Source organism: Limosilactobacillus secundus, from assembly GCF_020784695.1.
Taxonomy (GTDB): Bacteria; Bacillota; Bacilli; order Lactobacillales; family Lactobacillaceae; genus Limosilactobacillus; species Limosilactobacillus reuteri_F.
Genome location: NZ_JAJGUA010000035.1, coordinates 26540 through 52676, shown reverse-complemented (window position 1 = coordinate 52676; position 26137 = coordinate 26540). Strand labels below are relative to the sequence as shown.

At 40.6% G+C, this 26137-nt stretch carries 23 protein-coding genes and 1 pseudogene; 3 read left to right on the top strand and 21 right to left on the bottom strand.

The features are described 5' to 3' along the window. Positions 1 to 486 precede the first annotated feature (486 nt). Entirely contained in the window at positions 487 to 1737 is a 1251-nt protein-coding gene (tyrS, locus tag LMB57_RS06560; RefSeq protein ID WP_113896925.1) for a tyrosine--tRNA ligase, read from the bottom strand. A 210-nt stretch (positions 1738 to 1947) separates the two neighbouring features. On the opposite strand from tyrS, the gene LMB57_RS06555 reads away from it, so the two are divergent. Beyond that, the gene (locus tag LMB57_RS06555; protein ID WP_229278139.1) at positions 1948 to 2172 is read left to right on the top strand and encodes a hypothetical protein; all 225 of its coding nucleotides are present in this window, start codon (positions 1948 to 1950) and stop codon (positions 2170 to 2172) included. A gap of 92 nt (positions 2173 to 2264) precedes the next feature. Here the strand turns inward: LMB57_RS06555 and LMB57_RS06550 are convergent, their stop codons facing one another. The 16 genes from LMB57_RS06550 to LMB57_RS06475 form a co-directional block, all read right to left on the bottom strand. Then, positions 2265 to 3311, bottom strand: coding sequence for an MFS transporter (locus LMB57_RS06550; protein WP_229272409.1), 1047 nt, complete (start codon positions 3309 to 3311; stop codon positions 2265 to 2267). Between the two features lie 167 nt (positions 3312 to 3478). Beyond that, complete coding sequence (locus tag LMB57_RS06545; protein ID WP_003665449.1) at positions 3479 to 4165, bottom strand: 2,3-diphosphoglycerate-dependent phosphoglycerate mutase; 687 nt, start codon at positions 4163 to 4165, stop codon at positions 3479 to 3481. 95 nt (positions 4166 to 4260) lie between these two features. Then, positions 4261 to 5520 carry a phosphoribosylamine--glycine ligase gene (purD, locus tag LMB57_RS06540; RefSeq protein WP_229272408.1) on the bottom strand — a complete coding sequence of 420 codons (1260 nt, stop codon included), beginning with the start codon at positions 5518 to 5520 and terminating at the stop codon, positions 4261 to 4263. A gap of 15 nt (positions 5521 to 5535) precedes the next feature. Beyond that, a complete protein-coding gene (gene purH, locus LMB57_RS06535) occupies positions 5536 to 7074 on the bottom strand; it encodes a bifunctional phosphoribosylaminoimidazolecarboxamide formyltransferase/IMP cyclohydrolase (protein ID WP_229272407.1) in 1539 nt (512 codons plus the stop codon). A 3-nt stretch (positions 7075 to 7077) separates the two neighbouring features. Further along, complete coding sequence (gene purN, locus LMB57_RS06530; RefSeq protein WP_229272406.1) at positions 7078 to 7650, bottom strand: phosphoribosylglycinamide formyltransferase; 573 nt, start codon at positions 7648 to 7650, stop codon at positions 7078 to 7080. A 9-nt stretch (positions 7651 to 7659) separates the two neighbouring features. Beyond that, positions 7660 to 8697 carry a phosphoribosylformylglycinamidine cyclo-ligase gene (purM, locus tag LMB57_RS06525; protein WP_229272405.1) on the bottom strand — a complete coding sequence of 346 codons (1038 nt, stop codon included), beginning with the start codon at positions 8695 to 8697 and terminating at the stop codon, positions 7660 to 7662. 4 nt (positions 8698 to 8701) lie between these two features. After that, on the bottom strand, positions 8702 to 10156 hold the full coding sequence (purF, locus tag LMB57_RS06520; RefSeq protein WP_229272404.1) for an amidophosphoribosyltransferase: 1455 nt from the start codon (positions 10154 to 10156) through the stop codon (positions 8702 to 8704). Further along, a complete protein-coding gene (gene purL / locus LMB57_RS06515) occupies positions 10132 to 12360 on the bottom strand; it encodes a phosphoribosylformylglycinamidine synthase subunit PurL (protein ID WP_229272403.1) in 2229 nt (742 codons plus the stop codon). Before purL ends, purF begins: the two co-directional genes overlap by 25 nt. 3 nt (positions 12361 to 12363) lie before the next feature. Next, positions 12364 to 13044 carry a phosphoribosylformylglycinamidine synthase subunit PurQ gene (purQ, locus tag LMB57_RS06510; protein WP_229272402.1) on the bottom strand — a complete coding sequence of 227 codons (681 nt, stop codon included), beginning with the start codon at positions 13042 to 13044 and terminating at the stop codon, positions 12364 to 12366. Continuing rightward, positions 13045 to 13293, bottom strand: a complete 249-nt coding sequence (gene purS / locus LMB57_RS06505; RefSeq protein ID WP_003669720.1) for a phosphoribosylformylglycinamidine synthase subunit PurS — start codon at positions 13291 to 13293, stop codon at positions 13045 to 13047. Continuing rightward, complete coding sequence (purC, locus tag LMB57_RS06500) at positions 13294 to 14013, bottom strand: phosphoribosylaminoimidazolesuccinocarboxamide synthase (protein ID WP_229272401.1); 720 nt, start codon at positions 14011 to 14013, stop codon at positions 13294 to 13296. 225 nt (positions 14014 to 14238) lie between these two features. After that, on the bottom strand, positions 14239 to 15534 hold the full coding sequence (gene purB / locus LMB57_RS06495) for an adenylosuccinate lyase (protein WP_065533559.1): 1296 nt from the start codon (positions 15532 to 15534) through the stop codon (positions 14239 to 14241). A gap of 71 nt (positions 15535 to 15605) precedes the next feature. Continuing rightward, positions 15606 to 16760 (bottom strand): 5-(carboxyamino)imidazole ribonucleotide synthase, encoded by a 1155-nt coding sequence (purK, locus tag LMB57_RS06490; RefSeq protein WP_229272400.1) that lies wholly within the window; start codon positions 16758 to 16760, stop codon positions 15606 to 15608. Next, the gene (gene purE, locus LMB57_RS06485; protein WP_229272399.1) at positions 16723 to 17208 is read right to left on the bottom strand and encodes a 5-(carboxyamino)imidazole ribonucleotide mutase; all 486 of its coding nucleotides are present in this window, start codon (positions 17206 to 17208) and stop codon (positions 16723 to 16725) included. Before purE ends, purK begins: the two co-directional genes overlap by 38 nt. Positions 17209 to 17482: 274 nt before the next feature. Beyond that, positions 17483 to 19144, bottom strand: coding sequence for a formate--tetrahydrofolate ligase (locus LMB57_RS06480; protein ID WP_229272398.1), 1662 nt, complete (start codon positions 19142 to 19144; stop codon positions 17483 to 17485). A gap of 169 nt (positions 19145 to 19313) precedes the next feature. Beyond that, positions 19314 to 20348 carry an AI-2E family transporter gene (locus LMB57_RS06475; RefSeq protein WP_229272397.1) on the bottom strand — a complete coding sequence of 345 codons (1035 nt, stop codon included), beginning with the start codon at positions 20346 to 20348 and terminating at the stop codon, positions 19314 to 19316. A gap of 170 nt (positions 20349 to 20518) precedes the next feature. Here LMB57_RS06475 and LMB57_RS06470 point away from each other — a divergent pair, with 170 nt between their 5' ends. Next, on the top strand, positions 20519 to 21694 hold the full coding sequence (locus tag LMB57_RS06470) for an SAM-dependent methyltransferase (protein WP_229272396.1): 1176 nt from the start codon (positions 20519 to 20521) through the stop codon (positions 21692 to 21694). A 123-nt stretch (positions 21695 to 21817) separates the two neighbouring features. Continuing rightward, on the top strand, positions 21818 to 22477 hold the full coding sequence (locus LMB57_RS06465) for an HAD hydrolase-like protein (protein WP_324255230.1): 660 nt from the start codon (positions 21818 to 21820) through the stop codon (positions 22475 to 22477). 66 nt (positions 22478 to 22543) lie between these two features. Here LMB57_RS06465 and pyrE read toward each other — a convergent pair whose 3' ends face one another. The 4 genes and pseudogenes from pyrE to LMB57_RS06445 all read right to left on the bottom strand — a co-directional run bounded on the left by pyrE (position 22544) and on the right by LMB57_RS06445 (position 26133). Then, positions 22544 to 23185: an orotate phosphoribosyltransferase gene (gene pyrE, locus LMB57_RS06460; protein ID WP_229272514.1), complete on the bottom strand. Its 642-nt coding sequence runs from the start codon at positions 23183 to 23185 to the stop codon at positions 22544 to 22546. Beyond that, positions 23182 to 23928 carry an orotidine-5'-phosphate decarboxylase gene (pyrF, locus tag LMB57_RS06455; RefSeq protein WP_229278138.1) on the bottom strand — a complete coding sequence of 249 codons (747 nt, stop codon included), beginning with the start codon at positions 23926 to 23928 and terminating at the stop codon, positions 23182 to 23184. The genes pyrE and pyrF overlap by 4 nt, the downstream gene beginning before the upstream one ends. Then, a pseudogene (locus LMB57_RS06450) lies at positions 23910 to 24841 on the bottom strand (dihydroorotate dehydrogenase). The gene pyrF and the pseudogene LMB57_RS06450 overlap by 19 nt, the downstream one beginning before the upstream one ends. Further along, positions 24841 to 26133 (bottom strand): dihydroorotase, encoded by a 1293-nt coding sequence (locus LMB57_RS06445; RefSeq protein WP_229272515.1) that lies wholly within the window; start codon positions 26131 to 26133, stop codon positions 24841 to 24843. The pseudogene LMB57_RS06450 and the gene LMB57_RS06445 overlap by 1 nt, the downstream one beginning before the upstream one ends. Between the last annotated feature and the right edge of the window lie 4 nt (positions 26134 to 26137).

Genomic DNA, 26137 nt, shown 5'->3' with positions numbered 1-26137 from the left:
TTCGCAAATGTTTTGCTTCAAATCACATCGTGATTGAAGACCCTACACATTTGATTCGTCGAAACTTTGTTCAGTTTTCAAAGGTCTACCTGTTGGCTAATCAAGCAGCCAATCAACATATTTATTATAACATGTATCAGATTAGCTTGTCAAGAAGAAATTTTAATTATTTTTGAATTTCTTTTGATCGATAACTCAATCAGCAACTTCGTTAATATATCATGTCATCAATCAGATGTCAACAGTTATTTTTAACTTTTTTTGTTGAATCAACTTAACAGCACTTAACTGTTTTGACAACAATAACTACTATACATGGATTTCATCCTTTCGTCAACAACTTTTTCCAACTTTTTTAATTTATTTTTTAAACCTGAACTTTTTTATTATTCGAAATAGAAAAAATTTGTTTTTTTATATCTAAAAACAAAAAAATACGCCCTTAAATTATCTTTTAAGAACGTATTTACTAACAATTGGTCTAGTTTATTTTACGCGAGCTAAGTAATAGTGCTTCTTACCCTTCCGGACAATCACAAACTTACCATCAAAATGCGCTTGGGGATCAATCTCGGCGTCAACATCGTCAACTTTTTCCCCATTAATTCTGATAGCCCCACTCGATACATCTTGCCGAGCTTGGCGACGTGAAGGTTCAATACCATTATCGGTTAACCAAATAACAATATTTTCTTTCTTATTTTCTACATCTACTGAAGGCATATTCTTAAAGCCTTGTTCAATTTCTGCAGCAGAAAGGTCAGCAACATCCCCAGAGAACAATGCTTTACTAATTCGTTCTGCTTCTTCAACTGCTTCTTGGCCATGAACAAATTTAGTTACTTCTTGGGCTAGGCGACGTTGAGCTTCTCGCTTCCATGGTTCTTTCTCAACTTTTTCTGCCAAGTCATCAATTTCTTCCTTTGATAAGAAAGTGAAGTACTTCAAGTATTTAATAACGTCACGGTCATCTTGGTTAATCCAGAATTGATAAAATTCGTATGGAGAAGTCTTTTCTGGGTCAAGCCAAATTGCACCACCCGCAGTCTTTCCAAATTTAGTTCCATCAGCTTTGAGCATTAATGGAATGGTAAGTCCGTAAACCTTAGTATCTGGTCCTTCAACCTTATGAATCAAATCAATCCCGGCAGTGATGTTTCCCCACTGATCGGAGCCACCAATTTGTAATTGCACATCGTTGTGACGATAAAGATGAAGGAAATCGACTGATTGAAGAATTTGGTAAGTGAACTCAGTAAATGAAATTCCAGCATCTAACCGACTTGCTACTACTTCCTTATTTAACATGGTGTTGATGTTAAACAGTTTACCGTAGTCACGAAGGAAGTCTAACAAGCTGATCTTTGATAACCATTCGTAGTTGTTTACAATCGTGAAGTTTTCAGTGCCGAATAACTTCTTCATTTGAGCAGTTAATGCTTCTTCGTTGTGGTGAACTTGATCCATTGTTTGAAGCTGCCGTTCTGACTTTCGGCCGGATGGATCACCAATTGCACCAGTTCCTCCCCCAATAATAATTACTGGGTGGTGACCAGCTAATTGGAACCGTTTCAAAATCATAAATGGAATTAAGTGCCCAATATGAAGACTATCCCCGGTTGGGTCCGTTCCACAGTAAAGAGCAATTTTATCTTCTGATGTTAATTTGCGTAAGCCTTCTTCGTCTGTAACTTGGTTAATAGCCCCACGCCATTCTAGTTCATTAAGAATATCCATGTTTACCTCCATAAATTTCTCGGATACAAAAAATCCCCAACTTCAAATAATGAAGTCAGGGACGATTTACCGCGTTACCACCTTGATTTGCAACTAAATAGCTACCACTCTAGTCGATAACGAGACGATCCGTTCAAATACTGAAAGACTCCGTAAGTGTAATTCGTATAACGGCATTGGCAAAGTTTACAGTTACCACTTGCTTCCTAAATGTCCAGCCGCTTACTACTAAAATTACTTCTTCATCTTTGGTTATTGCCGTCATTGTACATGGAATTAACGATTACTGTCAAGAAGTATTTAAAACACAAAAGTGAGTGGGAATTAACTTCCTCGACAAGGCGGTGGGCTAAGGATAGAACGGTGATTAGCACGGCACGGGCTGATTATCGTTCGGACTTAGCCTCGAGCCTTGTAGTTACGACGCGAAGCTAGCCTACGAGGATTTCCACGATATCGTAACAAGATTCGTATAAAAAAGAGGCTGTTGAAAAAATAAATTTTTTCTCAGCCTCTTTTTTCACTATTCATCTTTTTTTGCTTCGTGTTTCTTTTTCATCATCCCGCTTAACAGTTGGTGATGGCTGTTCTTTTGGTTGTTTTTCTACATATACTTCATGAACATAAGCTTCACCGGTTAATTCGGCTACTGGCTTAAAAGTATCCTTGAAGAGCACATCCATTTCCATTCCTGCTCGAGCCTTGTTGTAGTACAAAGCAAGAATTGCATATACCACTGGAAGGTAGCAGGAAATACCAACAATCACTAAGACGATTCCGATATAAGTGAGGACATAAGTTGCCGTGTAAACACCGTAAAATGCCAATCCACCCAAAATTAAGGTCCAGATAAAAATTGGAAGGAATTCTAAAACAAACAGAATTACAAAGTAGTTCCACTTTCGACCAGTCATGAACCGCCGACTAGCAGTTAAGGCATAACGCATTGATTGACCAAGGAATTGTGGTTGTTTTTCACGATAAAGGAAGTATGACTGCGAATATTCGATACTCTTCCACAATACAACAATATCGTTAAGGATTCGAATTGCCCACCCAGTATAAACAGCAGCAACGCCTGATAAACGTGGCAAGAGCAATGCATTAACAATGTTGAGTGGTAAACTCCATAAGAAAGTGAACAATCCAATATAAAGCACGATCCGCCATACTTGATTCTTTCGCAAGTGCTTATAGTGCATCCAGATTGAGCCAGCACTAACTGGTTGTTCTGGATGAGCCATCTTATCTTGGTATGTATATTGAGTAGCAACGCCAAAGAAAGTATAGAAGAAAGCTAACGCAGCAATAATTGCGACAATCCCCACAATTTCTAATAATGAGAACAAGATTGCAACTGGGGAAGCCATTCCGTACATTACCATCATCATTGTCATACTCAATGAGGCAGCAATATTTGAATTAAGGAGTGCTAAGATCGCTACTAAAGCAATAAAAATAATTGATACCCCTGCAACTGGCCACATTGCCTTTAAATAGTTAGGCTTTACCAGTTCTTTCAATGAAGGAAAAAATTCCTTCATTGGGAGTGTTCGTTGTTTTTCCATTTTCATTTAAATTCTCTCCACCTTATTAGATTCTGATGTTAATCATACCACAACTCACTATAAGCTCAATTTATTCGCCAATATCTTCAATATTTTTTCAAAAAAGGCTACAAAAAAGAGGCGTTAGAAATTTAACTTTCCCGCCTCTCCAAATTTAATATCGTAAATTTATTTTAGTACTTTTCCTTGCTTAATACGTTAAGCTTGTCATCGAAGTCGTAAACAACTGGTTGACCAGTAGCCATTTCAAGGTTCATGATGTCTTCATCAGAAATGTTTTCGATGTACTTGCTCAATGCACGAAGAGAGTTACCGTGGGCAGCGATGATAACGTTTTTGTTGTCCAAAAGCTTTGGTGCAATTTCATCTTGCCATAATGGAATAACACGTTCCAAAGTAACCTTTAAGTTTTCACCACCAGGAATAGCACGTGGGTCTAAGTTAGCGTAACGACGATCCTTTGCAGCAGAACCTTCATCGTCAGCACTTAGCAATGGAGGTAATACATCGTATGAACGACGCCAAATGTGAACTTGTTCGTCACCGTACTTTTCAGCGGCCTTTTGCTTGTTGTGGCCTTGAAGTGCACCATAGTGACGTTCGTTTAAACGCCAAGTCTTGTATTCAGGGATCCATAATTGGTCACATTCTTCAAGAGCATAGTGCAAAGTCTTGATAGCACGCTTCAAAACAGAAGTGTATGCGTAGTCAAATTCAATGCCGTGTTCCTTAAGGGCTTTACCAGCATTCTTTGCTTGTTCAACACCCTTTTCACTTAAATCAACATCAACCCAACCAGTAAATTGGTTAGATAAGTTCCATTCACTTTGACCGTGACGAATTAATACTAATTTAGCCATGTTCAATTGACCTCTTTCTTCTTAAAATCGCTATAAACAGCATTACCATATTATTTTAATCCATTCCCCTGCAAATGCCAATAGTGATGAAGAAATTATTGCAGTCCAGCTTTTGCACCAATATCATGACGATAAAAACATTCAGGTTCATCAAGCTGGCGCAAGTAGCCATAAACGTGATCGCGGGCTTTTTGAAGAGAATCATCTTTCCCGATCACCATTAGTAAACGTCCACCTGCACCTTTTAAGTCATTAATTGTTCCAGCAACATTTGCGTAATCAATAGTAACATTGGGATCAACGGGAAATGTTCCCAGCTTTTGTCCATGGATTGGCTTAGTTGGATAGCCTTTTGATGCCAAAACAACGCCAAAACAAGCATCTTCATTTTCTTCAACTTCTGGTAATGGTCGATCATTAATTGCTGCATCTACAAGTTCGAACAAGTCGGTTTTCATGCGGGGCAAAATCACCTGGGTCTCTGGATCACCTAGACGAACATTATATTCAATCACTTTGGGACCATCATCAGTCAAAATAAGGCCAATATATAAAATCCCATGGTAGTGATACTCGCCAGCCACCAAGCCATCAATTGTTGGCTTAAGTACTTCATCAATCATCTGTTGACGAACGGCTGAGGAAAGTTGTGGCAAGGGACTATAAGCCCCCATCCCCCCAGTATTAGGACCTTTATCGTCATCAAAGGCTCGTTTGTGGTCTTGAGCCATGGGCAAAATTCGGTAGTGGCCATTACTAATTAAAACAAACATTGAATATTCAGGACCTGATAAACACCCTTCAATCACAAGGCGCGCCTGACCATTGACAAACATTTCTTTGATTGTCTTAATTGCTTCCGCACGATCTTTTGCAATGACAACTCCCTTACCACCAGCTAAACCATTTTCTTTAATTACTACCGGAAAGCCAAATTGCCCAACGTTATTAATCGCTGCTGTTTGATCCCGATATGTCGCATGGCGGGCAGTGGGAACGTGATAATTATTCATAAAATTAAGGGCATAGTCTTTCGAACCTTCTAATTGGGCAGCCCGCGCATCAGGACCGAAAACCTTTAATCCAGCGGCCTTAAATTCATCAACAATCCCATCAACCAAACAATCCTCAGGGCCCACGAATGTCCACGCGACATTATGTTCTTTAGCAAATTGAATCAGCTTAGCAAAGTCAGTTTCCGCAATTGCAATGGGAACTACTCCTACCGTCGACATCCCCACGTTGCCTGGCGCACAATAAACTTGCCTAACACGGGGACTTTCTTGTAATTTTTTCGCCACGGCAAATTCACGACCACCTTCACCTACAACTAATACGTTGACCCGCTTTTCCATGATACCCTCCTAGCTTTAATGACGAAAATGACGAATACCTGTTGTGACCATTGCAATTCCATACTTATTCGCCATCTCAATTGATTCTTGATCGCGAATTGATCCCCCTGGCTGAACAATCGCCTTAATGCCATTTTGGCCCGCATATTCAACACAATCACCAAATGGGAAGAAAGCATCCGATGCCATCACTGTCCGATCATCAATCGCCTCGCCAGCATGTTTTACGGCAATTTTTAATGAATCAATTCGGTTAGGTTGACCTTCTCCGACCCCTAATGTCCGCTCATCATTTGCTAAGACAATCGCATTTGATTTGGCATGCTTAACTGCTTTCCAGGCAAACATTAATGTCTTAAGCTGTTCCTCTGTTGGTTGCTTTTCAGTAACACATTGCCAGTCGTGGTAATCTTCCTTAAGCGTGTCTTGTTCCTGCAACAACATTCCACCCATCACTGAAACAACTTCATGTTTAGTTGGTTCATCCTTCTTACTGAAGTCCAGACTCAACAAACGAATATTTTTCTTCTTTGCCAATAACTCAAATGCATCATCGTCAAAGCCGGGGGCAATGACAATTTCTAAAAAGATTTTGTGCATTTTCTCGGCGGTAGCTAAATCAACCTGGCGATTAAGAGCAATCACTCCCCCAAAAATAGAAACAGGGTCAGCTTCATAGGCACGATCCCAAGCTTGAACCAACCTCTCCCCTCGACCAATGCCACATGGGTTCATATGTTTCATCGCTACAACTGTTGGTTCATCAAATTCGCGAATGCACCGTAATGCTTCATCAGCATCTTTAATATTATTGTAGGAAAGCTTCTTACCATGTAATTGTTTAGCCTGTAAAACTGAAAAATCCTTAGGGAGCGCGTCTTCATATAACCAAGCCTTTTGGTGACTATTTTCACCATAACGCATTGTTTCTTTTAAATCCCAGCTTAAAGTTAATTTTTCTGGATCTTCAAGTCCTGTCTGTTTTGTAAGGTATTGAGAGATGAGAGAATCATAGGCTGCCGTATGACGAAAGGCTTTCGCTGCTAAGCGTGCTCGGGTTGCTAATGATGTTTCGCCATCTTCTTTGATCTGGGCTAAGACTTCATCGTAATCGGCTTGGTCCACCACGATTGTTACATCATGATAGTTTTTAGCAGCTGAGCGGACCATGCTAGGGCCACCAATATCAATGTTTTCAATTGCATCGGCTAATTCCACTCCCGGTTTTTCGATCGTTTCTTTAAATGGATAAAGGTTAACGCAGACTAAATCGATTGGCGTAATATTAAGCTTTGCGAGGGTCGCCATGTGTTCTGGCAAGTCCCGGCGAGCCAATAGTCCCCCATGGACGTATGGGTTAAGAGTCTTTACACGACCATCAAGAATTTCTGGAAAATGAGTAACATCCTTAATACCAATTGTTTCAATTCCTGCTTCGTCTAAAACCCGCTTCGTTCCCCCAGTCGAAATAATTTCAAAACCATTTTCAACTAATCCTTTAACGAATGGGACCAGGTTTTGCTTATCAGAAACGCTTACTAATGCTCTTTTCATAACTTAATGTTGCTCCTTTTCTAGTGCCTGCTTCAGTGCTTCAGGATACAACCGGTGTTCAGTTTCATGAACCCGTGCTTCTAAAGTTTCAATAGTATCGGTTGGTAAAATTGGGACGTGTTCCTGGGCGATAATTGGGCCGGAATCGAGTCCCGCATCAATATAATGGACGGTCACACCTGTCTGCGCTTGTTGATCAGCAAATGCCCGCTCAATCGAATGCAGTCCAGGATATTCTGGCAACCATGCTGGATGGAGATTAATAATTCGGTGAGCATAATGATCCAAAATCGTGGGCCCGATTACTCGTAAATAACCGGCAAGGGCAATAAAGTCAATTTGATACTTTTTCAATACTCCTAATAATTTTTCTTCGTACTTCTCTTTGCCCCCACAAGATTTGACCGTAAAGCTCTCTGCCGGAATCCCCAGCCGGGCAGCTCTTTTCATTACCGGAGCATCTGGATGATTACAGAATAATAATGATAATTCACCAGGAAGATCATTATTTTTGAAGTGTTGTGCTAAGACTTCAAAATTCGTTCCGTTTCCTGATGCTAAAATTGCGACTCTCATTTACAACCCTCACTTGATAACAATCTTTTTTGTACCTGGTAAACAATGACGAAGATAACCAATTTGATAACTTGTCATGTTTTTATTTGCTAATATCTCTTGAACTTGCGCTACTTGAGCTGGTGCCACTGCTAAGACCATTCCTATTCCCATGTTAAATGCTTCGAAACAATCCTCCTTAGCAAGGCCTCCTAGCACCCGCAAATAGTCAAAGACTGGAAGCTGTGGCCACCGACTAGGATCAATCACCGCTTGCAAATTATCACCCAACATTCGGGGAACATTTTCAATCAATCCGCCACCAGTAATATGGCTAATCCCATGAACTAATTTGCGATGAACTAGTGGTAAGACCGCTCGAACATAAATCCTAGTAGGAGTTAGAATCGTTTCTCCGACCGTTTTTCCTCTCAATGCTTCTGGGCGATCAGTTAATTTGACGTGATTATCCTTAAATAAGATTTGTCGGACAAGGGAAAAGCCATTGGAATGCAAGCCGCTTGATGGGAGGCCAAGTAAAATATCACCTTTTTGTGGTCCAGCAGCGGTAAGAAGTTCTTCTTTTTCTGCTACTCCTATTACTGTTCCTGCCAGGTCATACTCACTGGCTGCATACATATCTGGCATTTCCGCTGTTTCTCCACCAATTAAAGCGGTCCCAGCTTCTCGGCAACCAGTTGCTACTCCACTAACAATTGCTGCCATCTTAGCCGGATCATTATGGCCGGTCGCAATATAGTCGAGAAATGTTATTGGTTCCGCTCCCTGCGCCAGGACATCATTAACGCACATTGCGACAACATCGATCCCGATTGTATCGTGCTTATTCATTTGTTGAGCAATTAAGAGTTTCGTACCTACACCGTCAGTACCAGAGACAAGAATTGGATGCTGCACCTGTAATTTTTCTAAGTCAAACACCCCCCCAAAGCTGCCAATTCCTCCAATCACACCTGGGCGATCAGTTGATTTGACTGCATCTTTAATACGGTGAACAAGTTCGTACCCGGTATTTACATCTACCCCTGCATCTTGATAACGACTCATCCTCTTACCCCTTTCTTGCTAATCGCTCTTGTTCGCTTAACGACTTTAAGTACCCTTTTTCATAATCATAAAGTGGTGTTGGGTACTTCCCATCAAAATATGCCACGGTAAGTCCACCATTAGGAGCATCTCCTGCGTCTGGTACGTTAATTGCTTTGATTAGACTATCAATACTCAAAAAATTAAGAGAATCTGCACCAATTAACTGCCGCATTTCTTCAATGGAGTAATGAGCAGCCATCAGTTCTGAACGCGTTGATACGTCAATTCCATAGAAACATGGAAACTTAAATGGTGGTGAGGAAATAAGCATATGAACTTCTTTAGCCCCAGCTCTTTTTAGCATTTGGACAATCTGCTTAGAAGTTGTTCCGCGCACAATCGAATCGTCGACTACTACCACTCTTTTTCCTTTTACAACTCCGCGGACAGCTGATAATTTCATCTGAACGCCTAACTCCCGTAACTCTTGAGTTGGTTGAATAAACGTTCGCGCAACATATTGGCTCTTTATTAACCCCATTTCATATGGAAGGCCACTTTCTTCAGCATATCCACTAGCAGCAGACAACGATGAGTTAGGTACTCCAATCACCATATCAGCATCAACCGGATGTTCCTTTGCTAATAACCTTCCCATTCGTTTCCGCGCATTATGTACCGTTACCCCATGAATAATAGAATCAGGACGGGCAAAATAGATATACTCCATTGAGCAAATTGCCAGCTGAGTTTGGGTAGTGTAATGGTCAATATGTAACCCATTTTTATCAATAACTATTAATTCTCCTGGCAAAACATCACGCACAAATTGAGCATTAATAATGTCTAAAGCACAAGTCTCACTAGCAATAACATAACCACCATTTTCTAACCTTCCAATACATAGAGGACGAATCCCATTAGGATCTAAAGCCGCAATCAGTCGATCTTTTTGTAGTAATAGATATGCAAATCCACCATGGACAAGGTTGAGGCTTTTCTTCAAAGCAGGAATAAAACCTTCATTAATATATTTCCGGATAAGGTGAATTAAAATTTCCGTATCAGAATCTGACTGGAAAACCGCCCCTTCATTTTCCAATTCACGACGAAGGGTAACAGCATTAGTTAAATTACCATTGTGGGCGAGGGCAACAGCACCATCATGAAAGTGAAAAAGGAAGGGTTGAACATTGGCAATCGAGTTATGTCCACTTGTCCCATAACGAACATGGCCAATCGCAGCGTTTCCTTTTAATCGTTTAAGCTCAGCCGGATCAGCAAACACTTTCGCCAACAATCCTCGGTCACGGTGCTGATAAAGTTCCGTTCCATCAGTTGAGACAATGCCGGCTCCTTCTTGGCCGCGATGTTGAAGAGTATGCAGGCCGTAATAGGTTAATTGACTAGCGTTAGCCGCATCAAAAACCCCAAAGACCCCACATTCTTCATTTAATCCTTTGATTTCAGTTGGCATGGAATTGCCTCCTCCCATGTTTTTTGTAATTTTGCAACACTTTCATTGAGTTCACCATTTGCCAGTTTAACCATTAACCAGTGGCTATTTGTAACTTCTCCAATTAGGTGTGCATCTTTTCCTAATACCTGTTCGAATTCGGTTGCCTTTTCAGGAGCAACCGTCACGATAAGTCTTCCAGGAGTCTCACTAAACAGGCGAGCTGCTGGCTGATCAGCAAAGTCAACTTTCAACCCTAAATCAGTTTTGAAGACCGTTTCTGCTAAAGCTACTCCGAGGCCACCTTCACTCAAATCATGGGCACTGGAAACAAGGCCGTTCTCCATCGTCGTCAGTAACCGTTGCATATATTGATGAACATGGTGAAGGTCAAATGACTTAACAATTCCGCTAATATCGCCGGTCATCATTTTTTGCAACTCAGACCCCGCATAATCATCATGAGTTTGGCCCACTAGATAAACCTTATCTCCCGGGCGTTGGATAAACGAAGGAATTACGCGATCAATATTTTTAATTAGACCAACCATTCCAACCATCGGCGTCGGATGAATTGCTTGCCCATTGTTTTCGTTATATAAAGAAACATTCCCAGAAATAACCGGGGTATTAAATTCACGGCAAGCATCAGCCATCCCTTGGACAGATTGATGAAGTTCCCAGAAAATTTCTGGATCAGTTGGGTCACCATAATTTAAGCAGTCAGTAATTGCTAACGGCTCAGCTCCACTGGCAATTATGTTGGCAGCCGCTTCAACTAAGGCAATTTGTCCACCAACTTCTGGACTAAGGTAAACAAACCGACCGTTCCCATCAGTTGTCATCGCTAACCCTTTATGTGTTCCACGAATCCGCAGAACCCCAGCATCACTCCCGGGACCAGCCACTGTGTTTGTCCGTACTTGAGAATCATATTGCTGATAAAGACTACTTTTATCCGCAATTGTTGACTGAGCAAGCAACTTAGTTAAAACTTCAGCAACGTTATCAATATCCGGAATCCACGCTGGCTGCTGTTCGGCTAATTCAATCCGCACAGGCTTTTTTTCTAGGCTTTCTTCTTCTAGTACGTCATCCGTTAAACTCGACACTGGGATATGACATACTTCTTCACCATCATGAAAGAGAACATAATCATGACCCGCAGTAATCCGGCCAATTATGACCGCTTCAAGATCGTAAAAATCAAAAATCTTTTTGACATCTTCTTCATGACCTTTTTTTACGCAAAGTAGCATCCGTTCTTGGGATTCACTAAGCATAATTTCATAAGCCGACATCCCGGGTTCACGTTGCGGAACAAGATCTAAGTTTAGTTCCATTCCACTTTGACCTTCGGAAGCCATTTCCGCACTTGAAGAAACAATCCCTGCTGCCCCCATATCTTGGATTCCTACTAACCAGTCTGGATGATTTCTAATAAGGTCAAGACAGGCTTCTAATAAGAGTTTTTCCATAAAAGGATTACCAACTTGAACCGCCGAACGTTGCGTCATATTTTCATCATTAAAGTCTGCGGAAGCAAAGGTAGCGCCATGAATTCCATCACGGCCGGTTTTAGCGCCGACATACATCACTGCATTTCCAATTCCGGCAGCGCGACCCTGCTGGATATCTTTTTGGTCCATTAAGCCAACACTCATTGCATTACACAGAATATTGCCCTGATAGCACGGATCAAATGTTGTTTCACCCGCAATTGTAGGAATTCCCATACAATTACCGTAATCACCAATTCCCCGAACGGTATTAGTTACTTTCATTTGCGTTGTCGAATTATCTAATTCACCGAAATGAAGGGAATCAAGGGAAGCGATTGGTCGTGCCCCCATGCTGAAAATATCTCGCAGGATCCCACCGACACCGGTTGCCGCTCCTTGATAAGGTTCAACAGTTGTCGGATGATTGTGACTTTCAGCTTTGAATACCACTGCTTGTCCATCATCAATATCAACAACCCCTGCTCCTTCTCCGGGACCTTGCAATACTCGCTCACTTTTATTAGGGAAGAGACGCAGAACCGGTTTTGACTTTTTATATGAACAGTGCTCACTCCACATCGCAGAAAATAAGCCGGTTTCAGTATAATTTGGTAATCGTCCCAAGAGCTGAGTGCGAATGTAATCATATTCTGCTTCAGTCAAGCTCCAATCTAAGTATGGTTTCTTTTCTTTAATCTCTTCTGGGGTCATTGCTTGCTTCATTAACTATGCCTCCACTTTAATTCTGCCGTTTTCTAACAAGGACTCAAATAACCGTAAGCCATCCGTACTACCAAGAATAGTTTCTACTGCCCGTTCAGGATGGGGCATCATGCCTAAAACATTTCCGTGCTTATTAGTAATTCCAGCAATGTTACGTAAACTACCATTTGGATTTTCAGTTGCGTAACGAAAAACAATTTGATTATTTGCTTCCAGTTCATCTAATGTTTTTTCATCTGCATAGTAACTACCATCGGCATGCGCAATTGGTAATGCGATTCGTTCGTGATCCTGGTAATGACTAGTAAAAAGAGTGTGCGAGTTCACTACTTCTAAAGGAACAGTTTTGCAAACAAAGCGTTGGCTATCATTGCGTTTGAGTCCACCTGGCAAAAGACCTGCTTCTGTCAAAATTTGAAATCCGTTACACGTTCCAAAGACTGGTTTCCCCTCATTTGCCATCTTGATTATTGCAGGCATGATATTGGTAAACCGGGCAATTGCGCCAGCTCGTAGATAATCACCATAGGAAAATCCTCCTGGTAACATCACAGCATCAAAACCAGCTAAACTTTTTTGCCGGTGAGAAACATACTCCACATCTGCATGACAAGCGGAATGAAGGGCTTCATATAAATCCACATCGCAATTGGATCCTGGAAAAACAACCACCGCAATTTTCATCTAGGCTTCCTCCATAACTTGGTATGTATAAGTTTCCATATTGAAATTAACAAGGAGCTGATCAGCAATTTCTTTTACTGCCGTTGCTACCTCATCCTCATTTGTATCCAAGGTAACGTCAAAGAATTTTCCAACTTTAACGGCAGTTACTTCATCATGACCTAGAGAATGGATCGCATCCTTAATTGTTTCTCCCTGCGGATCAAAGACTGATTGCTTATATGTTACGAAAATCCGAACATTGACCATTTATGCTTCCTCCTTAATCACTGCTTCTAACCGTTCCAATACCTCATCATATGTTTGGGTTAAATCAGCAAGCTTGCGTCGATATACGTCTTTATCCATATGTTGCTTAGTTGTCAGATCCCATAACCGACAGTTATCTGGCGAAAATTCATCTGCAAGAATAATCTTGCCATCATTCAAACGGCCAAATTCGAGTTTGAAGTCAACCAGTCGTAAATTAGCTTGGGCAAATAATGGTTTAAGTAAGTTATTGACCTTCCGACAGATCCCCCACATTTGTGCAAGCTCCTCTTTGCTGGCAATCTCAAGAGCAATCGTTGCGGATTCATTGATAAAGGGATCATTAAGTTCATCGCTTTTATAGAATGTTTCCTCAACTGGTGAAGGAAGCGCTTCTCCTTCTGAAAGTCCATACCGACTCGCAAAATGACCAGCAATTACATTTCGCGTTACAAATTCAAGCGGGAACATCTCACATTTTTTTACCAAGTCTTCGTTAGTTGATAGTTTCTTAATGAAGTGGGTCTCGATTCCCTGCTTCATTAAATAATCAAAAACGAGGGAAGAAATAGCATTGGCAGCCTCACCCTTACCAGTAAAGTGATCCTTCTTTTTCCCGTTGAGGGCAGTAGCCTGGTCCAGATAAACTACTCGTAAAACTGCTGGATCTTCCGTTTGCCACATCTGTTTTGCCTTACCGGTATACAATAACTTCTCCATTTACGGAACTTCCTTTCAATAAAATACGAACAATCATTTTATAATCCGAAATTTAATTCGATATTTTATGACAACAATATACTCTTTCTCCCTTTCCCTTGTCAACACAAATCACGATATTTATTTTGTTATTTAGTTTTATAGTTCGTGTTTTGCGGAATAAAGCATAACAAAAAAAAGGCTAGACAAACTTTTTGTTCGTCTAGCCCCTGAAACTAGCTTAGATTAGTCTAGTCCCAATCGCTTATAAATGTCATCAACATGGCGAAGATGCCAATGGTAATCAAAGGCATCGTCAAGATCTTCTTTGGTTAATTGTTTTTGAATCGTTGGGTCATCTTCCAATAGCGGGCGGAACGGAATCTGTTCTGCCCAGCACTTAGCGGTATATGGTTGAATCAAATCATAAGCTGCTTCCCGCGTCATCCCACTATTAACCAGCTTCAAAAGAACTCGGCCACTGTAAATCAAGCCTAATGTCTTATCCATATTCTTCTTCATTGTTTCAGGGAATACATCGAGATTCTTTAAAATTCGACCAAAGCGCCGCAACATGTAATCAAGTAATGAAGTGGCATCTGGTAAAATCATTCGCTCTGCACTGGAATGAGAAATATCCCGTTCATGCCAAAGTGAAACATCTTCATAAGCAGGTACCATAAAGCCACGAAGCATCCGCGCACAACCAGTAATGTTTTCTGAGCCAATTGGATTACGTTTATGTGGCATAGCAGAAGATCCTTTTTGTCCCTTGGCAAAGTGTTCTTCGACTTCATGGATTTCCGTCCGTTGCAGCGAGCGAATTTCGGTTGCCATTTCTTCCATACTTGTTCCAATAAGCGCAATGGTAGCAATATATTCAGCATGCAAGTCGCGAGGAAGAACTTGCGTGGAAATTTCTTGGGGACGTAAGCCAAGTTTTTTGCAGACGTATTCCTCAACAAATGGATCAATTTCCGCAAAAGTTCCTACTGCACCAGAAATTTTACCCGCTTCAACACCCTTAGCAGCATGTTCAAAACGTTCCTTATTGCGCTTCATTTCTGAATACCAACGAGCAGCTTTTAAGCCAAAAGTTGTTGGTTCAGCGTGGATACCATGCGTCCGTCCCATACAAACTGTGTACTTATACTTTTCAGCTAGTTCTTTAAGGACATCCATAAAGTTATCGATATCTTGACGAAGGATATCGTTCGCCTTTTTTAAACGCAAGCCTTGTGCAGTATCAACTACATCTGTACTCGTCATTCCATAGTGAACCCACTTTCGTTCAGGCCCCAATGATTTAGAAACGTCTCGGGTAAAAGCAATCACATCATGATGGGTCACTGCTTCAATCTCTGCAATTCCCTCAACAGAAAATTTGGCATTCTTTTTAATCTTTTCCACATCTTCTGCCGGAATATGTCCAAGCTTACTCCACGCTTCATCAGCAGCAATCTCAACATCTAACCAACATTGGTATTGTGTTTCTAAGCTCCAAATCTTTTTCATCTCTGGACTGGTATAACGATCAATCATCAGTTAAAAATCCTCTCTATTTTTTCTAAATGTATTATCGCACAGAAAAAGCGGTTACGTAAAGCCGAACTTTATGCACTCCAAATTCCTACATTGTCAATTTCTGCTAAAGTAGCTTCAATATCATCAGTCAAGATTGTAACGTGGCCCATTTTCCGGTTATGACGAACTTCTGCTTTCCCATAATCATGAAAATGCCAATTTGCCTTTTTCTGAATCTGTTGTCGGACTCCATTAACATGCTGACCTAAAACATTTACCATTACCACCGGCTTTAATAACTCTACTTGCGGGAGTGGCCAGTTACAAATTGCTCGGTTATGGATGGCGAACTGGGAGAAGTTACAAGCTTCAATTGAATAATGGCCGGAATTGTGCGGGCGGGGAGCAAGCTCATTAATATAAATCTCTCCATCATCTGTTACAAACATTTCAACCCCTAAAATTCCTCGTAAATTAATCGCTTGGGCAATCTGCACCGCTATTTTTTGCGCCTTTTGTTGTAATTCAGAAGAGATCCTTGCTGGGACAATGCTTAAATGTAAAATTTCATCATGGTGAATATTTTCTGAAACCGGAAAAACCGTTATTTCTCCATCTTCATTACGTCCGACCATCACTGAACATTCGCGGCTAAAAGGCACCCATCCCTCTAAGATACAGTCGCCAGTGGCTAAAATAGGCGCACACTTATCGAGATCATCCTTATTACGTAACACTTCTTGCCCGTGTCCATCATATCCCCCTTCACTGGTTTTCAAAACTGCCGGGTAACCGATTTTCTTTACCGCATCCTTTAATTCAGCAGAAGTGTGCACTGCCATGAAAGGTGCTGTTTTTACCCCTGCCTGACGCAAGAAGTTCTTTTCTCGCAAACGATTTTTGGTCGTGTAAAGCAAGTTAGTTCCTTGGGGAAGATAAACGCGATCCTGTACATCTTCCAAAGCGTTTAAATCAACATTTTCAAATTCGTAAGTTAGTACATCCGCTTTATCAGCTAACTTTTCAATCGCTTTAGTACCGGCATAAGGAGCAACAATTTGTTCATCAGCAACCTGCCCCGCTGGACAATGAGGTGTCGGATCTAAAATAATAACCTTCATCCCCGTCTGTTTGGCATCCAATGCCATCATCTGTCCCAATTGGCCACCACCAATAATGCCAATCGTTGAGCCTTGTGGAATAAATTTATTCAAGATACTGCCCGCTTTCTTTTGCTTGATCATGCATTGCCTGTCGATACTCGATGATTTGTTGTTGGATATGCTTATCTGTGATCCCCAGAATTTGCAATGCTAATAACGCAGCGTTTTTAGCGCCTGCTTTCCCAATCGCAGTAGTTGCCACCGGAATTCCCGCTGGCATTTGAACAATTGATAAAAGCGAGTCCATTCCACCGAGAGCCTTTGTTTGTCCCGGAATCCCAACTACTGGTAAGGGGGTGTTTGCTGCAATCATCCCTGGAAGATGAGCTGCTCCCCCGGCACAAGCAATAATCACTTTAATGCCATTATCAACTGCGTTTTGCGCAAACGCGAACATTTCATTTGGCATCCGATGAGCAGAAATTATATTCTTTTCATATGAAACACCAAATTCATCTAAAATATCACAAGTTTCTTTAACAGTTGGCCAGTCCGATTTGCTGCCCATCACAACACTAATATCACTCATAACAACGCCTCCTAAAATCTGCTTTAAGGATAGCAAATCATTTTCCGTAATTCAATATAAATTCGAACTTTAAATTAAATAAGCAATAGATAGTTCGTGTTTAATAAGTGAAAAAGAAAGGGAGTGGGACTGAACTCACTTGCGAGTTTTCAGTCCCACCCCCGAAGAACGGAGGGTTAAGCGTCCTATTCAGCATTACCTTCCGATTTGGCAATACCATCACAAAAAAACATCGATGTACGTCATTACACAATCGATGTTTCATGTTGGTTATTTAGAATAATCCGGTAATTTTACCATTATCGTCAATCGTCATGTTTACTGCAGCTGGTTCTTTAGGGAGACCTGGCATTGTCATCATATTACCAGCTAAGGCCACGACAAAGCCGGCACCGATCTTTGGTACCAATTCCCGAATATGGAAAGTAAAGTCAGTTGGGGCACCTAGTTGTTTTTGGTCATCTGTAAATGAGTACTGGGTCTTAGCAATACATACTGGCAAATCATTCCATCCGTACTTAGCAAACCGCTTCAATTGATTTTGTGCTTTACGGCTAAATGATACTTCTTTAGCACCATAAATCTGCTTAGCAATCTTCTCTAACTTAGTTTGAAGGTCATCAACTTGAACGTCATAGATATGAGTAAATTCACTTGGACTATCAGCAAGTTCGACTACTTTATTGGCCAAATCATGGGTGCCTTTACCGCCCTTAGCCCAAGCATCAGTCAAAATTGCTTCAACATTTTGCTTAGCACAATCATCCTTAATCATTTGGATTTCTTTATCGGTATCACTGACAAAATGGTTGATTGCAACTACGATTGGTAACCCATATAATTGCATATTCTTAATATGCCGATTAAGGTTTGCCATTCCTTTTTTCAGTGCATCAAGATTTTCTTCATTTAAGTCTGCAAGCTTGGCACCGCCATTGTATTCTAGTGCTCGGACAGTAGCTACGATGACAATTGCATCTGGATGCTTACCAAGTACACGTTGTTTAATATCAAGGAACTTTTCTCCGCCAAGGTCAGCCCCAAAACCAGCCTCCGTTACAGTATAGTCAGAAAGGTTAAGGGCGGTTTGCGTCGCCAGAACACTATTACATCCATGCGCAATGTTGGCAAATGGTCCCCCGTGTACAATTGTTGGGGTATGGTCTAAAGTTTGAACAAGGTTAGGCTTTAATGCGTCTTTCAAGATAATTGTAATTGCATCCTGAAAATTAAGCTGACCAACTGTAACCGGCTCTTTATCATATGTATATCCTACTACAATTCGACTAATCCGTTCTTTCAAGTCATGAAGACTAGTTGAAAGGCATAAAATTGCCATCAACTCGGAAGCAGCTGTGATGTCAAAGCCTGTTTCACGTGGAACACCATCCATCGGACCACCAAGACCAGTAACTATATTTCGCAAAGCCCGATCATTAACATCTTCTACCCGTTTCCAAATGATTCGCTGCGGATCAAGATTCATTGCATTATCACGCATAATGTAGTTGTCAATTAAAGCGGCCAAGGTATTATTAGCACTTGTAAGAGCATGCAAGTCACCGGTAAAGTTCAGGTTAATATCTTCCATTGGAACAACCTGACTATAGCCACCACCAGTTGCACCACCTTTAATCCCAAATACGGGGCCCATTGATGGTTCACGCATTGCAATTGTTGTTTGATAGTTCAACTGGTTCATTGCATCCCCTAAGCCAATTAACACTGTTGACTTTCCTTCGCCAGCAGGAGTTGGATTGATGGACGTAACTAAAATTAATTTATGTTTTTTATCAGGTAAAGGCTTTATATTTAAATCAATTTTAGCTTTATACTTACCATATTGTTCGATTTCGTCTTCTGAAAGTCCGAGTTTCTCGGCAATTTTTGTAATTGGTTCCAGTGTCGCTTGGTCTGCAATCTCGATATCTGTCATGAATATCAGCTTCCTTTCTTTAGACCTATCTTCATTTTATTATACACTAGCTCAAGACTTTTTCAGCTGTTTTGCAAAATAAGTTCGATTTTTATTAACTTTATCCAACTAAACAGCATCGATTGTTCGGATAACAAAAAAGTAAAAAATAAAATTCCGCTATGGAATTTTATTTTTTACTTACTTCTTTTTTTGCACCACGAATGGGCTTTACTCCTAATACATCAAGTAAGAAGGTAAAGATTGGTACCCCAACAATCAATCCCCATGTACCAAAAAGATGTTCACCAATCAGCAAGACAATAAAAGTATAAAAGATTGGCAGATCTGTCCGGCTAGACATAAACTTAGGATTTAAGACGTAGGCCTCCAAAGTATGGATGATGATGATCATGATAATAATGTAAACCACATCGCGAATTCCACCGACTGAGTAACCAACCATCGCCAATGGGATTGTTGAAATAATTACTCCGGCAACCGGAACCAGACTAAAGATAAATACAATCAACGATAGGGCGAAAATCTGTGGCATCCGCATAAATAATAGGCCAATCGTGGTAATCACTGTATTGCAAATAGCAATAAAAAATTGGGCTTCTAATACTACCCCAAAAGTATTGACAAATTTCTTGCCAAAATAATCAATATCCTGAAAAAGCCAACCAAAATCACTATCTAAAAAGCTATGTGAAAATTCATTCATCTGTTTTAATTCAAGCGTATAGAAAAAGCTCAAGATTAAAGACATTACAAATGAAACGGTAATTGCACCAATACTTGTCAAAGTGCTAACCGCGATTGTTATCCCATGTCGAACCTGACTCATAATAGTGGCGGTACTTACATAATGGCTGACATAACGATATATCATCGTCGCTTGATGCGTACTATAGAAATGAACTACTGAATTGACCATTTTAATAACTTGCCGAGATAAAACTGGCAAATAGCGTGTCACCCCTAAGTATAAAAGAACAATTAACAATACATAAGTAACGATTACAATTAAACTCGTCGACATTCGTGGTAACCATCGCTGGACGAGTCTTACCCAACTAACAACAAGATAAGTAAGAATAAATGTAAATAAAATTAAATTCATCATTGATCTCATTAGCCAGAGTACGACAATGACTAATAATAAGACGGTGAAACGCCGTAGTTTTACATTCTCAATAAAATGCTTCCAGGCATTCGTCATTCAATCATCTCCCTATTTTCCCTACTAATTAGCATAGTAGCAAGCTTTCATTTTTTCAGCAATTAGTTTATCGCTTTCTTATGAAATGTTTTTTATTAATTGTCTTGAAACACTTTTATTTTAAGGGTGTTATAATTAATATTATTATTGCAGAAAGAAGGATGCGTTTCATGTTAGAAAAGACGTTCTATAAGTCACTACTAAAGCACTCATTTAACATTCCCGTAAAGATCGTATTTTGGGATGGATCAAGTGTTATCTATGGTGACGGAACTCCTGAGGTAACTATCACCTTTAATGAGAAAATTCCAATGCGTGATATTACCAAGAACGCCTCAATTGCACTTGGGGAAGCCTACATGGATAAGAAGATTGAGATCCAGGGTAGCATTCAAGAATTGATCGAATCAGCATATGAAAGTGCCGATAGTTTTATGCGGAGTTCTAAGTTCCGCAAATTTTTACCTAAACAAGGCCACTCAGAAAAAGAGAGCGAAAATGATGTTCAAAGTCATTATGATGTGGGAAACGACTTCTACAAGTTATGGCTTGATGATACGCTAACTTACTCATGTGCTTATTTTACTGATGGCAACCATGATGATCTTACAAAAGCACAAGTTGATAAGGTTCATCACATCTTAAAGAAGCTTGATCCAAAACCTGGCAAAACATTGCTGGATATTGGATGTGGTTGGGGAACATTAATGTTAACGGCTGCAAAAGAATACGGCTTAAAAGTTACTGGGGTTACTTTAAGTGAAGAACAATATCGCTTTGTTAAGGAACGGATTGAAAAAGAAGGTTTGCAAAACGTTGCCGAAGTTAAGCTTGTTGATTATCGTGAACTCGGTGATCAAAAGTGGGATTACATTACATCCGTTGGTATGTTTGAACACGTTGGAAAAGAAAATCTAGGTCTTTACTTTAAAGATATCCAAGGTTACCTTGCCGATGATGGTGTTGCCTTGATTCATGGGATTACTCGTCAACAAGGCGGCGCATATAACGGGTGGATTAACAAGTATATCTTCCCTGGCGGTTATGTACCTGGTCTTGAAGAAATGATCGGTCACATTGAAGAAAATCATATGCAAATCGCTGATATCGAAATGCTTCGCCGTCACTATCAACGCACCCTCGAAATCTGGGATATGAACTTCAATGAACATCGTGCCCAAATCCTTGATATGATGGGTGAACGGTTTACACGGATGTGGGATTTATATCTTCAAGCATGTGCTGCCTCATTCGAATCTGGAAACATTGATGTTATTCAATACTTGATTACTAAGGGTCCTTCAGGTAAAAACTTACCAATGACTCGGGATTACATGACAAAATAGAAAAAACAAATGGTCTCCATCATTCAGCTTAACTGGTCGATGGGGACCATTATTATATCGTTCGCCATTATAGATGTATTCCCTTTCATTTTCGATTACGTTAAAATATAGACATAATTACCTATGAAGGGATGTTTAATCATGGACGGTGCGATTTTTTCATTTAATAATATCTTTGTTAATTCAAATAAGTTATCTTTTACTGCATGGCAACGTTTTGCAATGTATGAATTTGGGATGGGATTACCCGGAAAATTTGCTTCTCAATTCAATAACCTTACCCCTTCACAAGGGCTAACCTTAGTCTTAGCACATTTTAATGCTAATCCTGCCCCAAGCGAAAGGGCTTCAATGATTGCAGAATGGCAAAAATTTCTTAACGAAGAAGCGGATAGCCTAAGCGAAAAAGATCAACTTCCAGGGATTAAGCGTCTTTTACTAAATCTCTATGATCATTACGTTAAAATTGCCGTTTTAGATGCTAATGGAGATGTGCAAAATGTCCTCAAACAAATTGGGCTTGATAACTATGTCGATAGTATCGTTAAGACTAATGATAAAGAAAACCCATATCTAACTGCTGCTAATCAATTAAACCTTATCGGCGCTAATTGCATTGGAGTTGGAACGACAGCTTATGATATCGAGAATATTCATCACATAAATGCGATTGCAATTGGTGTTGGTGATGCCAAAACATTAGCAAGTGCAGATTATCAAGTAGTACAAGTTGGTGACTTACGCTACCCAATGCTCCAAAAGATTTGGGAAGATAAGCAATAAGATAAAGCCTAAGATTAATTCAACTTTTTTCTGAATCAATCTTAGGCTTTTTTGATAATTAATTTATTATGATGCTTGCTCTTTACTCCAACTTAACGGGTCTTTTCGCCATTCTTGCAGAGATTTGAGGTGATCTGCACTAATTTGGTTATTTTCCTTTGCAACCTTAATCAAAGTCATATAATCTGTTACTGAATAGTACTTCAGCCCATTTGCCATAAAGTTTTGCTCAGCGGCAGGCAAATCATAAGTAAAGACAGAAACAACGCCAATTACTTTTCCACCGGCATTGTTAACCGCCCGTACAGCATTTAGTACACTACCACCAGTTGAAATAAGATCATCAATCACAACGACTTTTTGTCCTTCTTTAAGCACCCCTTCAATTTGCTTTCCTTGGCCATGATCTTTCGGCTTAGTCCGAACATAAATCATCGGTAATTCCATATTCTGAGCAACCCATGCCGCATGAGGAATTCCAGCAGTTGCTGTCCCGGCAATAACATTAGCCTCACTAAAATGGAGTTTAATTTGTTCAACCATCCCATTAAAAATTGCTTGCCGAACTTCTGGATAAGAAATCGTCAATCGATTATCTGTATAGATTGGGGATTTTAGACGACTTGCCCAGGTAAATGGTTGGTCTGGGTTAAGGGTAACAGCATGAATATCTAATAATGCTTTTGCAACGCGTTGTGAATATGTCATTTTTCTTCCTCCTCATTTAAGAATGCTTTTTGGACTTCTTGATAAGCAGCAACTGGGTCAAAGCTCTGAGTAATCGGCCGTCCAACCACAATCGCATTGCTTCCATCTATTCTTGCTTGGGCAGGGGTAACCACTCGTTTTTGATCATCTTTTATTGCATGAGTCGGGCGGATTCCTGGCGTTACACATAGGAAATCATCCCCCGTCACTTCACGAATCGCCTTGATTTCATGGGCTGAGCATACTACGCCGGCCAATCCTACTTTCTCTGCTAGTTGTGCGTAGCTTTGAACTGACTCAATCAACGACAAATCAACATGCTGTTGTTCATGAAGAATTTTTTCATCAATCGAAGTAAGTTGGGTAATTGCTAATAACTTTGCTGGTTCAACGCCTGCTTCCTTAGCTCCTTCTTCTAAACCGGCTAATCCGGCAATCAGCATTTCACTGCCCCCCGCTGCGTGAATTGTCGTAAAATCAATTCCCAATCGGCCAATAGCTGCCATTGCGCGATGAACAGTATTTGGAATATCGTATAATTTCAAATCAAGGAATACCTTAAATCCCTGCTTTTTTGCCTCTTTAACAATTACTTGTCCTAGGCCATAATACAATTCCATCCCAATTTTTACGATCGGCTGCGGTTTTACCATTAATTTGTCAAATAGGTCAATTGCTTCCTGCTTAGTTGCAACATCGATCGCCACCATCGGTACAAAGCGTTTCAAAATCTTACCTCCCATAAATCCGTCAGTTTTTTAATCCCGTATCTATCCATTACGATCGGTAAATCAGCTGCAATCTTGGGACAAGCCAATGGATCATGAAAGCTAGCCGCGCCGATTTGAACAGCATTAGCACCTGCCATCATAAATTCAAGGACATCTTCAGCTGACTCAATTCCACCTACGCCAATGATAGGTAAAGAAGAAACCTGGCGTACTTGGTGAATCATTCTTAATGCTAAAGGTTTAATTGCAGGACCTGATAAACCGCCAGTTACATTAGCTAAAGCCGGGCGCCGCGTTTTTAAGTCGATGCTTAATCCCGTTAACGTATTAATCATCGTCAGGCCATTAGCGCCACCTTGCTCAGCTGCTTGCGCGAGGGGCACGATATTAGTTACATTCGGCGTCAATTTTACTTTACATAGATGGGAATTCCTCGGGCAGCTTTAACTACTTGTTTTACTAGTCGTTGAAGTACTTCTGGATCAGTTCCCATTGCCATCCCACCGTGTTTTACATTCGGACATGATACGTTTAATTCAATTGCTTTCACCCCAGCCGTATTAGCGAATTCACTAACGACTTTAACGTATTCATCTTCAGAAAAACCAGCAGCACTTGCAATAATCGGTAGTTGCGGATAGTTTTTTCGTAACCACGGAATTTTTTCATTAGTTGCTACGGTAATGCCCACATTCTGAAGACCATTAGCATTAAGCCAACCGGCACTGGTTTCACAAACTCGCGGACGCGGATTGCCTTGGCGGGGATGAAGGGTCGTGGATTTTAACACCAGGGAGCCTAAATGATTAAGATTATACTTTTTAGCTGCTTCTTGCCCATATCCACAAGTCCCGCTTGCCGCAATAATCGGATTTTTTAGTGATAATCCCGGCAATTCAACTGCTAATCGTTGTGTTTCTTGCATTAGCCTTCTCCCTCCAGATATACGAGCTTTCCATCGACATAAGTTCGCTTAGTCATTCCGTATACTTGTTCACCAACAAATGGAGTATTGTGACCCTTAGAGAAAAACTGGTCTGGTTGAATTACATCTTGATGATCAATGTCAAATACAACAATATCTGCTGGGTCCCGTACCTTTAATAATCCAGCGTTATCAAGGTTAAAAATCGCTTGCGGCTTAACGGCCATCCAGTCAATCAATTGGGCAAGCGTAAAGATACCCGTTTTAACAAAGTGTGTATAGAGTAAGGCAAAAGCTGTTTCTGAGCCAACAATGCCATTTGGTGATTTAAGAAATCCTTGTTGTTTCTCCGCATCGGTGTGGGGTGCATGATCGGTAGCAATACAATCAATCGTGCCATCTAATAACCCAATTAAACAAGCTTGTTGATCAAGACGCTGCCGAAGAGGTGGATTCATCTTAAATTCAGCATCATCCTCCTTAATGTCAGCATCGGCTAAAAGTAAATGATGGGGAGTCACTTCACATGTAACGTTAATTCCTTGTTGTTTGGCATGACGAATCAGGTCAATACTTTCTTTAGTTGAAACATGGCAAACATGATAATGAACCCCAGTTGCCTGCGCAATCACCAAATTCCGGGCAATTTGCGCTGTTTCACTAATCGCTGGCATTCCCGGTAGAGCTAATTTTTTAGCAATAGTTGCCCCATCATTAATTACTCCATTTTGTGCAAGCTGATTATCTTGAGCATGATCACATAACGGTGCGTTAACTCTAGCTAGTTGTTGCATTGCTTGGTATACAACTCCAGCATCTTGAATTCCCGCACCGTCATCGCTAAAAAGACGGGCACCTGCAGCATACTGCTCAGCAACATTAACTGCTTGTTTTCCAGCCCGACCAACTGTAACTGGTGAATATTGGAGGATTTTTACCAGTCCAGCTTTCTCGTTTCGATCAACCTGTTCTTTAAATTTTTCTGGTGTGTCACATGTCGGATTAAGGTTGGCCATTGCAGCAATTGTCGTAAAGCCACCGTGTGCAGCAGCTTTACTTCCTGTGGCAATCGTTTCTTTATTGGTATAGCCTGGCTCGCGAAGATGAACATGAACATCAATTAGTCCTGGTGTAATCAAGCCATTATCCAGGTCGATTATTTCTGCATCACTTGGTGCCTGGATATGCTCGCCAATTGCCTTAATCTTGCCATCTACAATCAAAACTTCACTCTTAACCAATTCATCATTATAAATTCGCTGGCCATTCGTTAGTAAAATTGCCTTACTCATCGCA

Coding starts and splice junctions, on each gene's coding strand:
- purD (WP_229272408.1), bottom strand. CDS start 5,520: ATGGAAAAGCGGGTCAACGTATTAGTTGTAGGTGAAGGTGGTCGTGAA.
- purH (WP_229272407.1), bottom strand. CDS start 7,074: ATGAAAAGAGCATTAGTAAGCGTTTCTGATAAGCAAAACCTGGTCCCA.
- LMB57_RS06445 (WP_229272515.1), bottom strand. CDS start 26,133: ATGAGTAAGGCAATTTTACTAACGAATGGCCAGCGAATTTATAATGAT.
- pyrE (WP_229272514.1), bottom strand. CDS start 23,185: ATGACATATTCACAACGCGTTGCAAAAGCATTATTAGATATTCATGCT.
- purB (WP_065533559.1), bottom strand. CDS start 15,534: ATGATTGATCGTTATACCAGTCCAGAGATGAAAAAGATTTGGAGCTTA.
- purC (WP_229272401.1), bottom strand. CDS start 14,013: ATGGAGAAGTTATTGTATACCGGTAAGGCAAAACAGATGTGGCAAACG.
- purM (WP_229272405.1), bottom strand. CDS start 8,697: ATGAGTCGTTATCAAGATGCAGGGGTAGATGTAAATACCGGGTACGAA.
- purN (WP_229272406.1), bottom strand. CDS start 7,650: ATGAGAGTCGCAATTTTAGCATCAGGAAACGGAACGAATTTTGAAGTC.
- tyrS (WP_113896925.1), bottom strand. CDS start 1,737: ATGGATATTCTTAATGAACTAGAATGGCGTGGGGCTATTAACCAAGTT.
- LMB57_RS06465 (WP_324255230.1), top strand. CDS start 21,818: ATGAAGGGATGTTTAATCATGGACGGTGCGATTTTTTCATTTAATAAT.
- LMB57_RS06550 (WP_229272409.1), bottom strand. CDS start 3,311: ATGAAAATGGAAAAACAACGAACACTCCCAATGAAGGAATTTTTTCCT.
- purF (WP_229272404.1), bottom strand. CDS start 10,156: ATGCCAACTGAAATCAAAGGATTAAATGAAGAATGTGGGGTCTTTGGG.
- LMB57_RS06480 (WP_229272398.1), bottom strand. CDS start 19,144: ATGACAGATATCGAGATTGCAGACCAAGCGACACTGGAACCAATTACA.
- LMB57_RS06545 (WP_003665449.1), bottom strand. CDS start 4,165: ATGGCTAAATTAGTATTAATTCGTCACGGTCAAAGTGAATGGAACTTA.
- purK (WP_229272400.1), bottom strand. CDS start 16,760: ATGATCAAGCAAAAGAAAGCGGGCAGTATCTTGAATAAATTTATTCCA.
- purQ (WP_229272402.1), bottom strand. CDS start 13,044: ATGAAAATTGCGGTGGTTGTTTTTCCAGGATCCAATTGCGATGTGGAT.
- purL (WP_229272403.1), bottom strand. CDS start 12,360: ATGAAGCAAGCAATGACCCCAGAAGAGATTAAAGAAAAGAAACCATAC.
- LMB57_RS06555 (WP_229278139.1), top strand. CDS start 1,948: ATGTCCAGCCGCTTACTACTAAAATTACTTCTTCATCTTTGGTTATTG.
- pyrF (WP_229278138.1), bottom strand. CDS start 23,928: ATGGGAGGTAAGATTTTGAAACGCTTTGTACCGATGGTGGCGATCGAT.
- purE (WP_229272399.1), bottom strand. CDS start 17,208: ATGAGTGATATTAGTGTTGTGATGGGCAGCAAATCGGACTGGCCAACT.
- LMB57_RS06470 (WP_229272396.1), top strand. CDS start 20,519: ATGTTAGAAAAGACGTTCTATAAGTCACTACTAAAGCACTCATTTAAC.
- purS (WP_003669720.1), bottom strand. CDS start 13,293: ATGGTCAATGTTCGGATTTTCGTAACATATAAGCAATCAGTCTTTGAT.
- LMB57_RS06475 (WP_229272397.1), bottom strand. CDS start 20,348: ATGACGAATGCCTGGAAGCATTTTATTGAGAATGTAAAACTACGGCGT.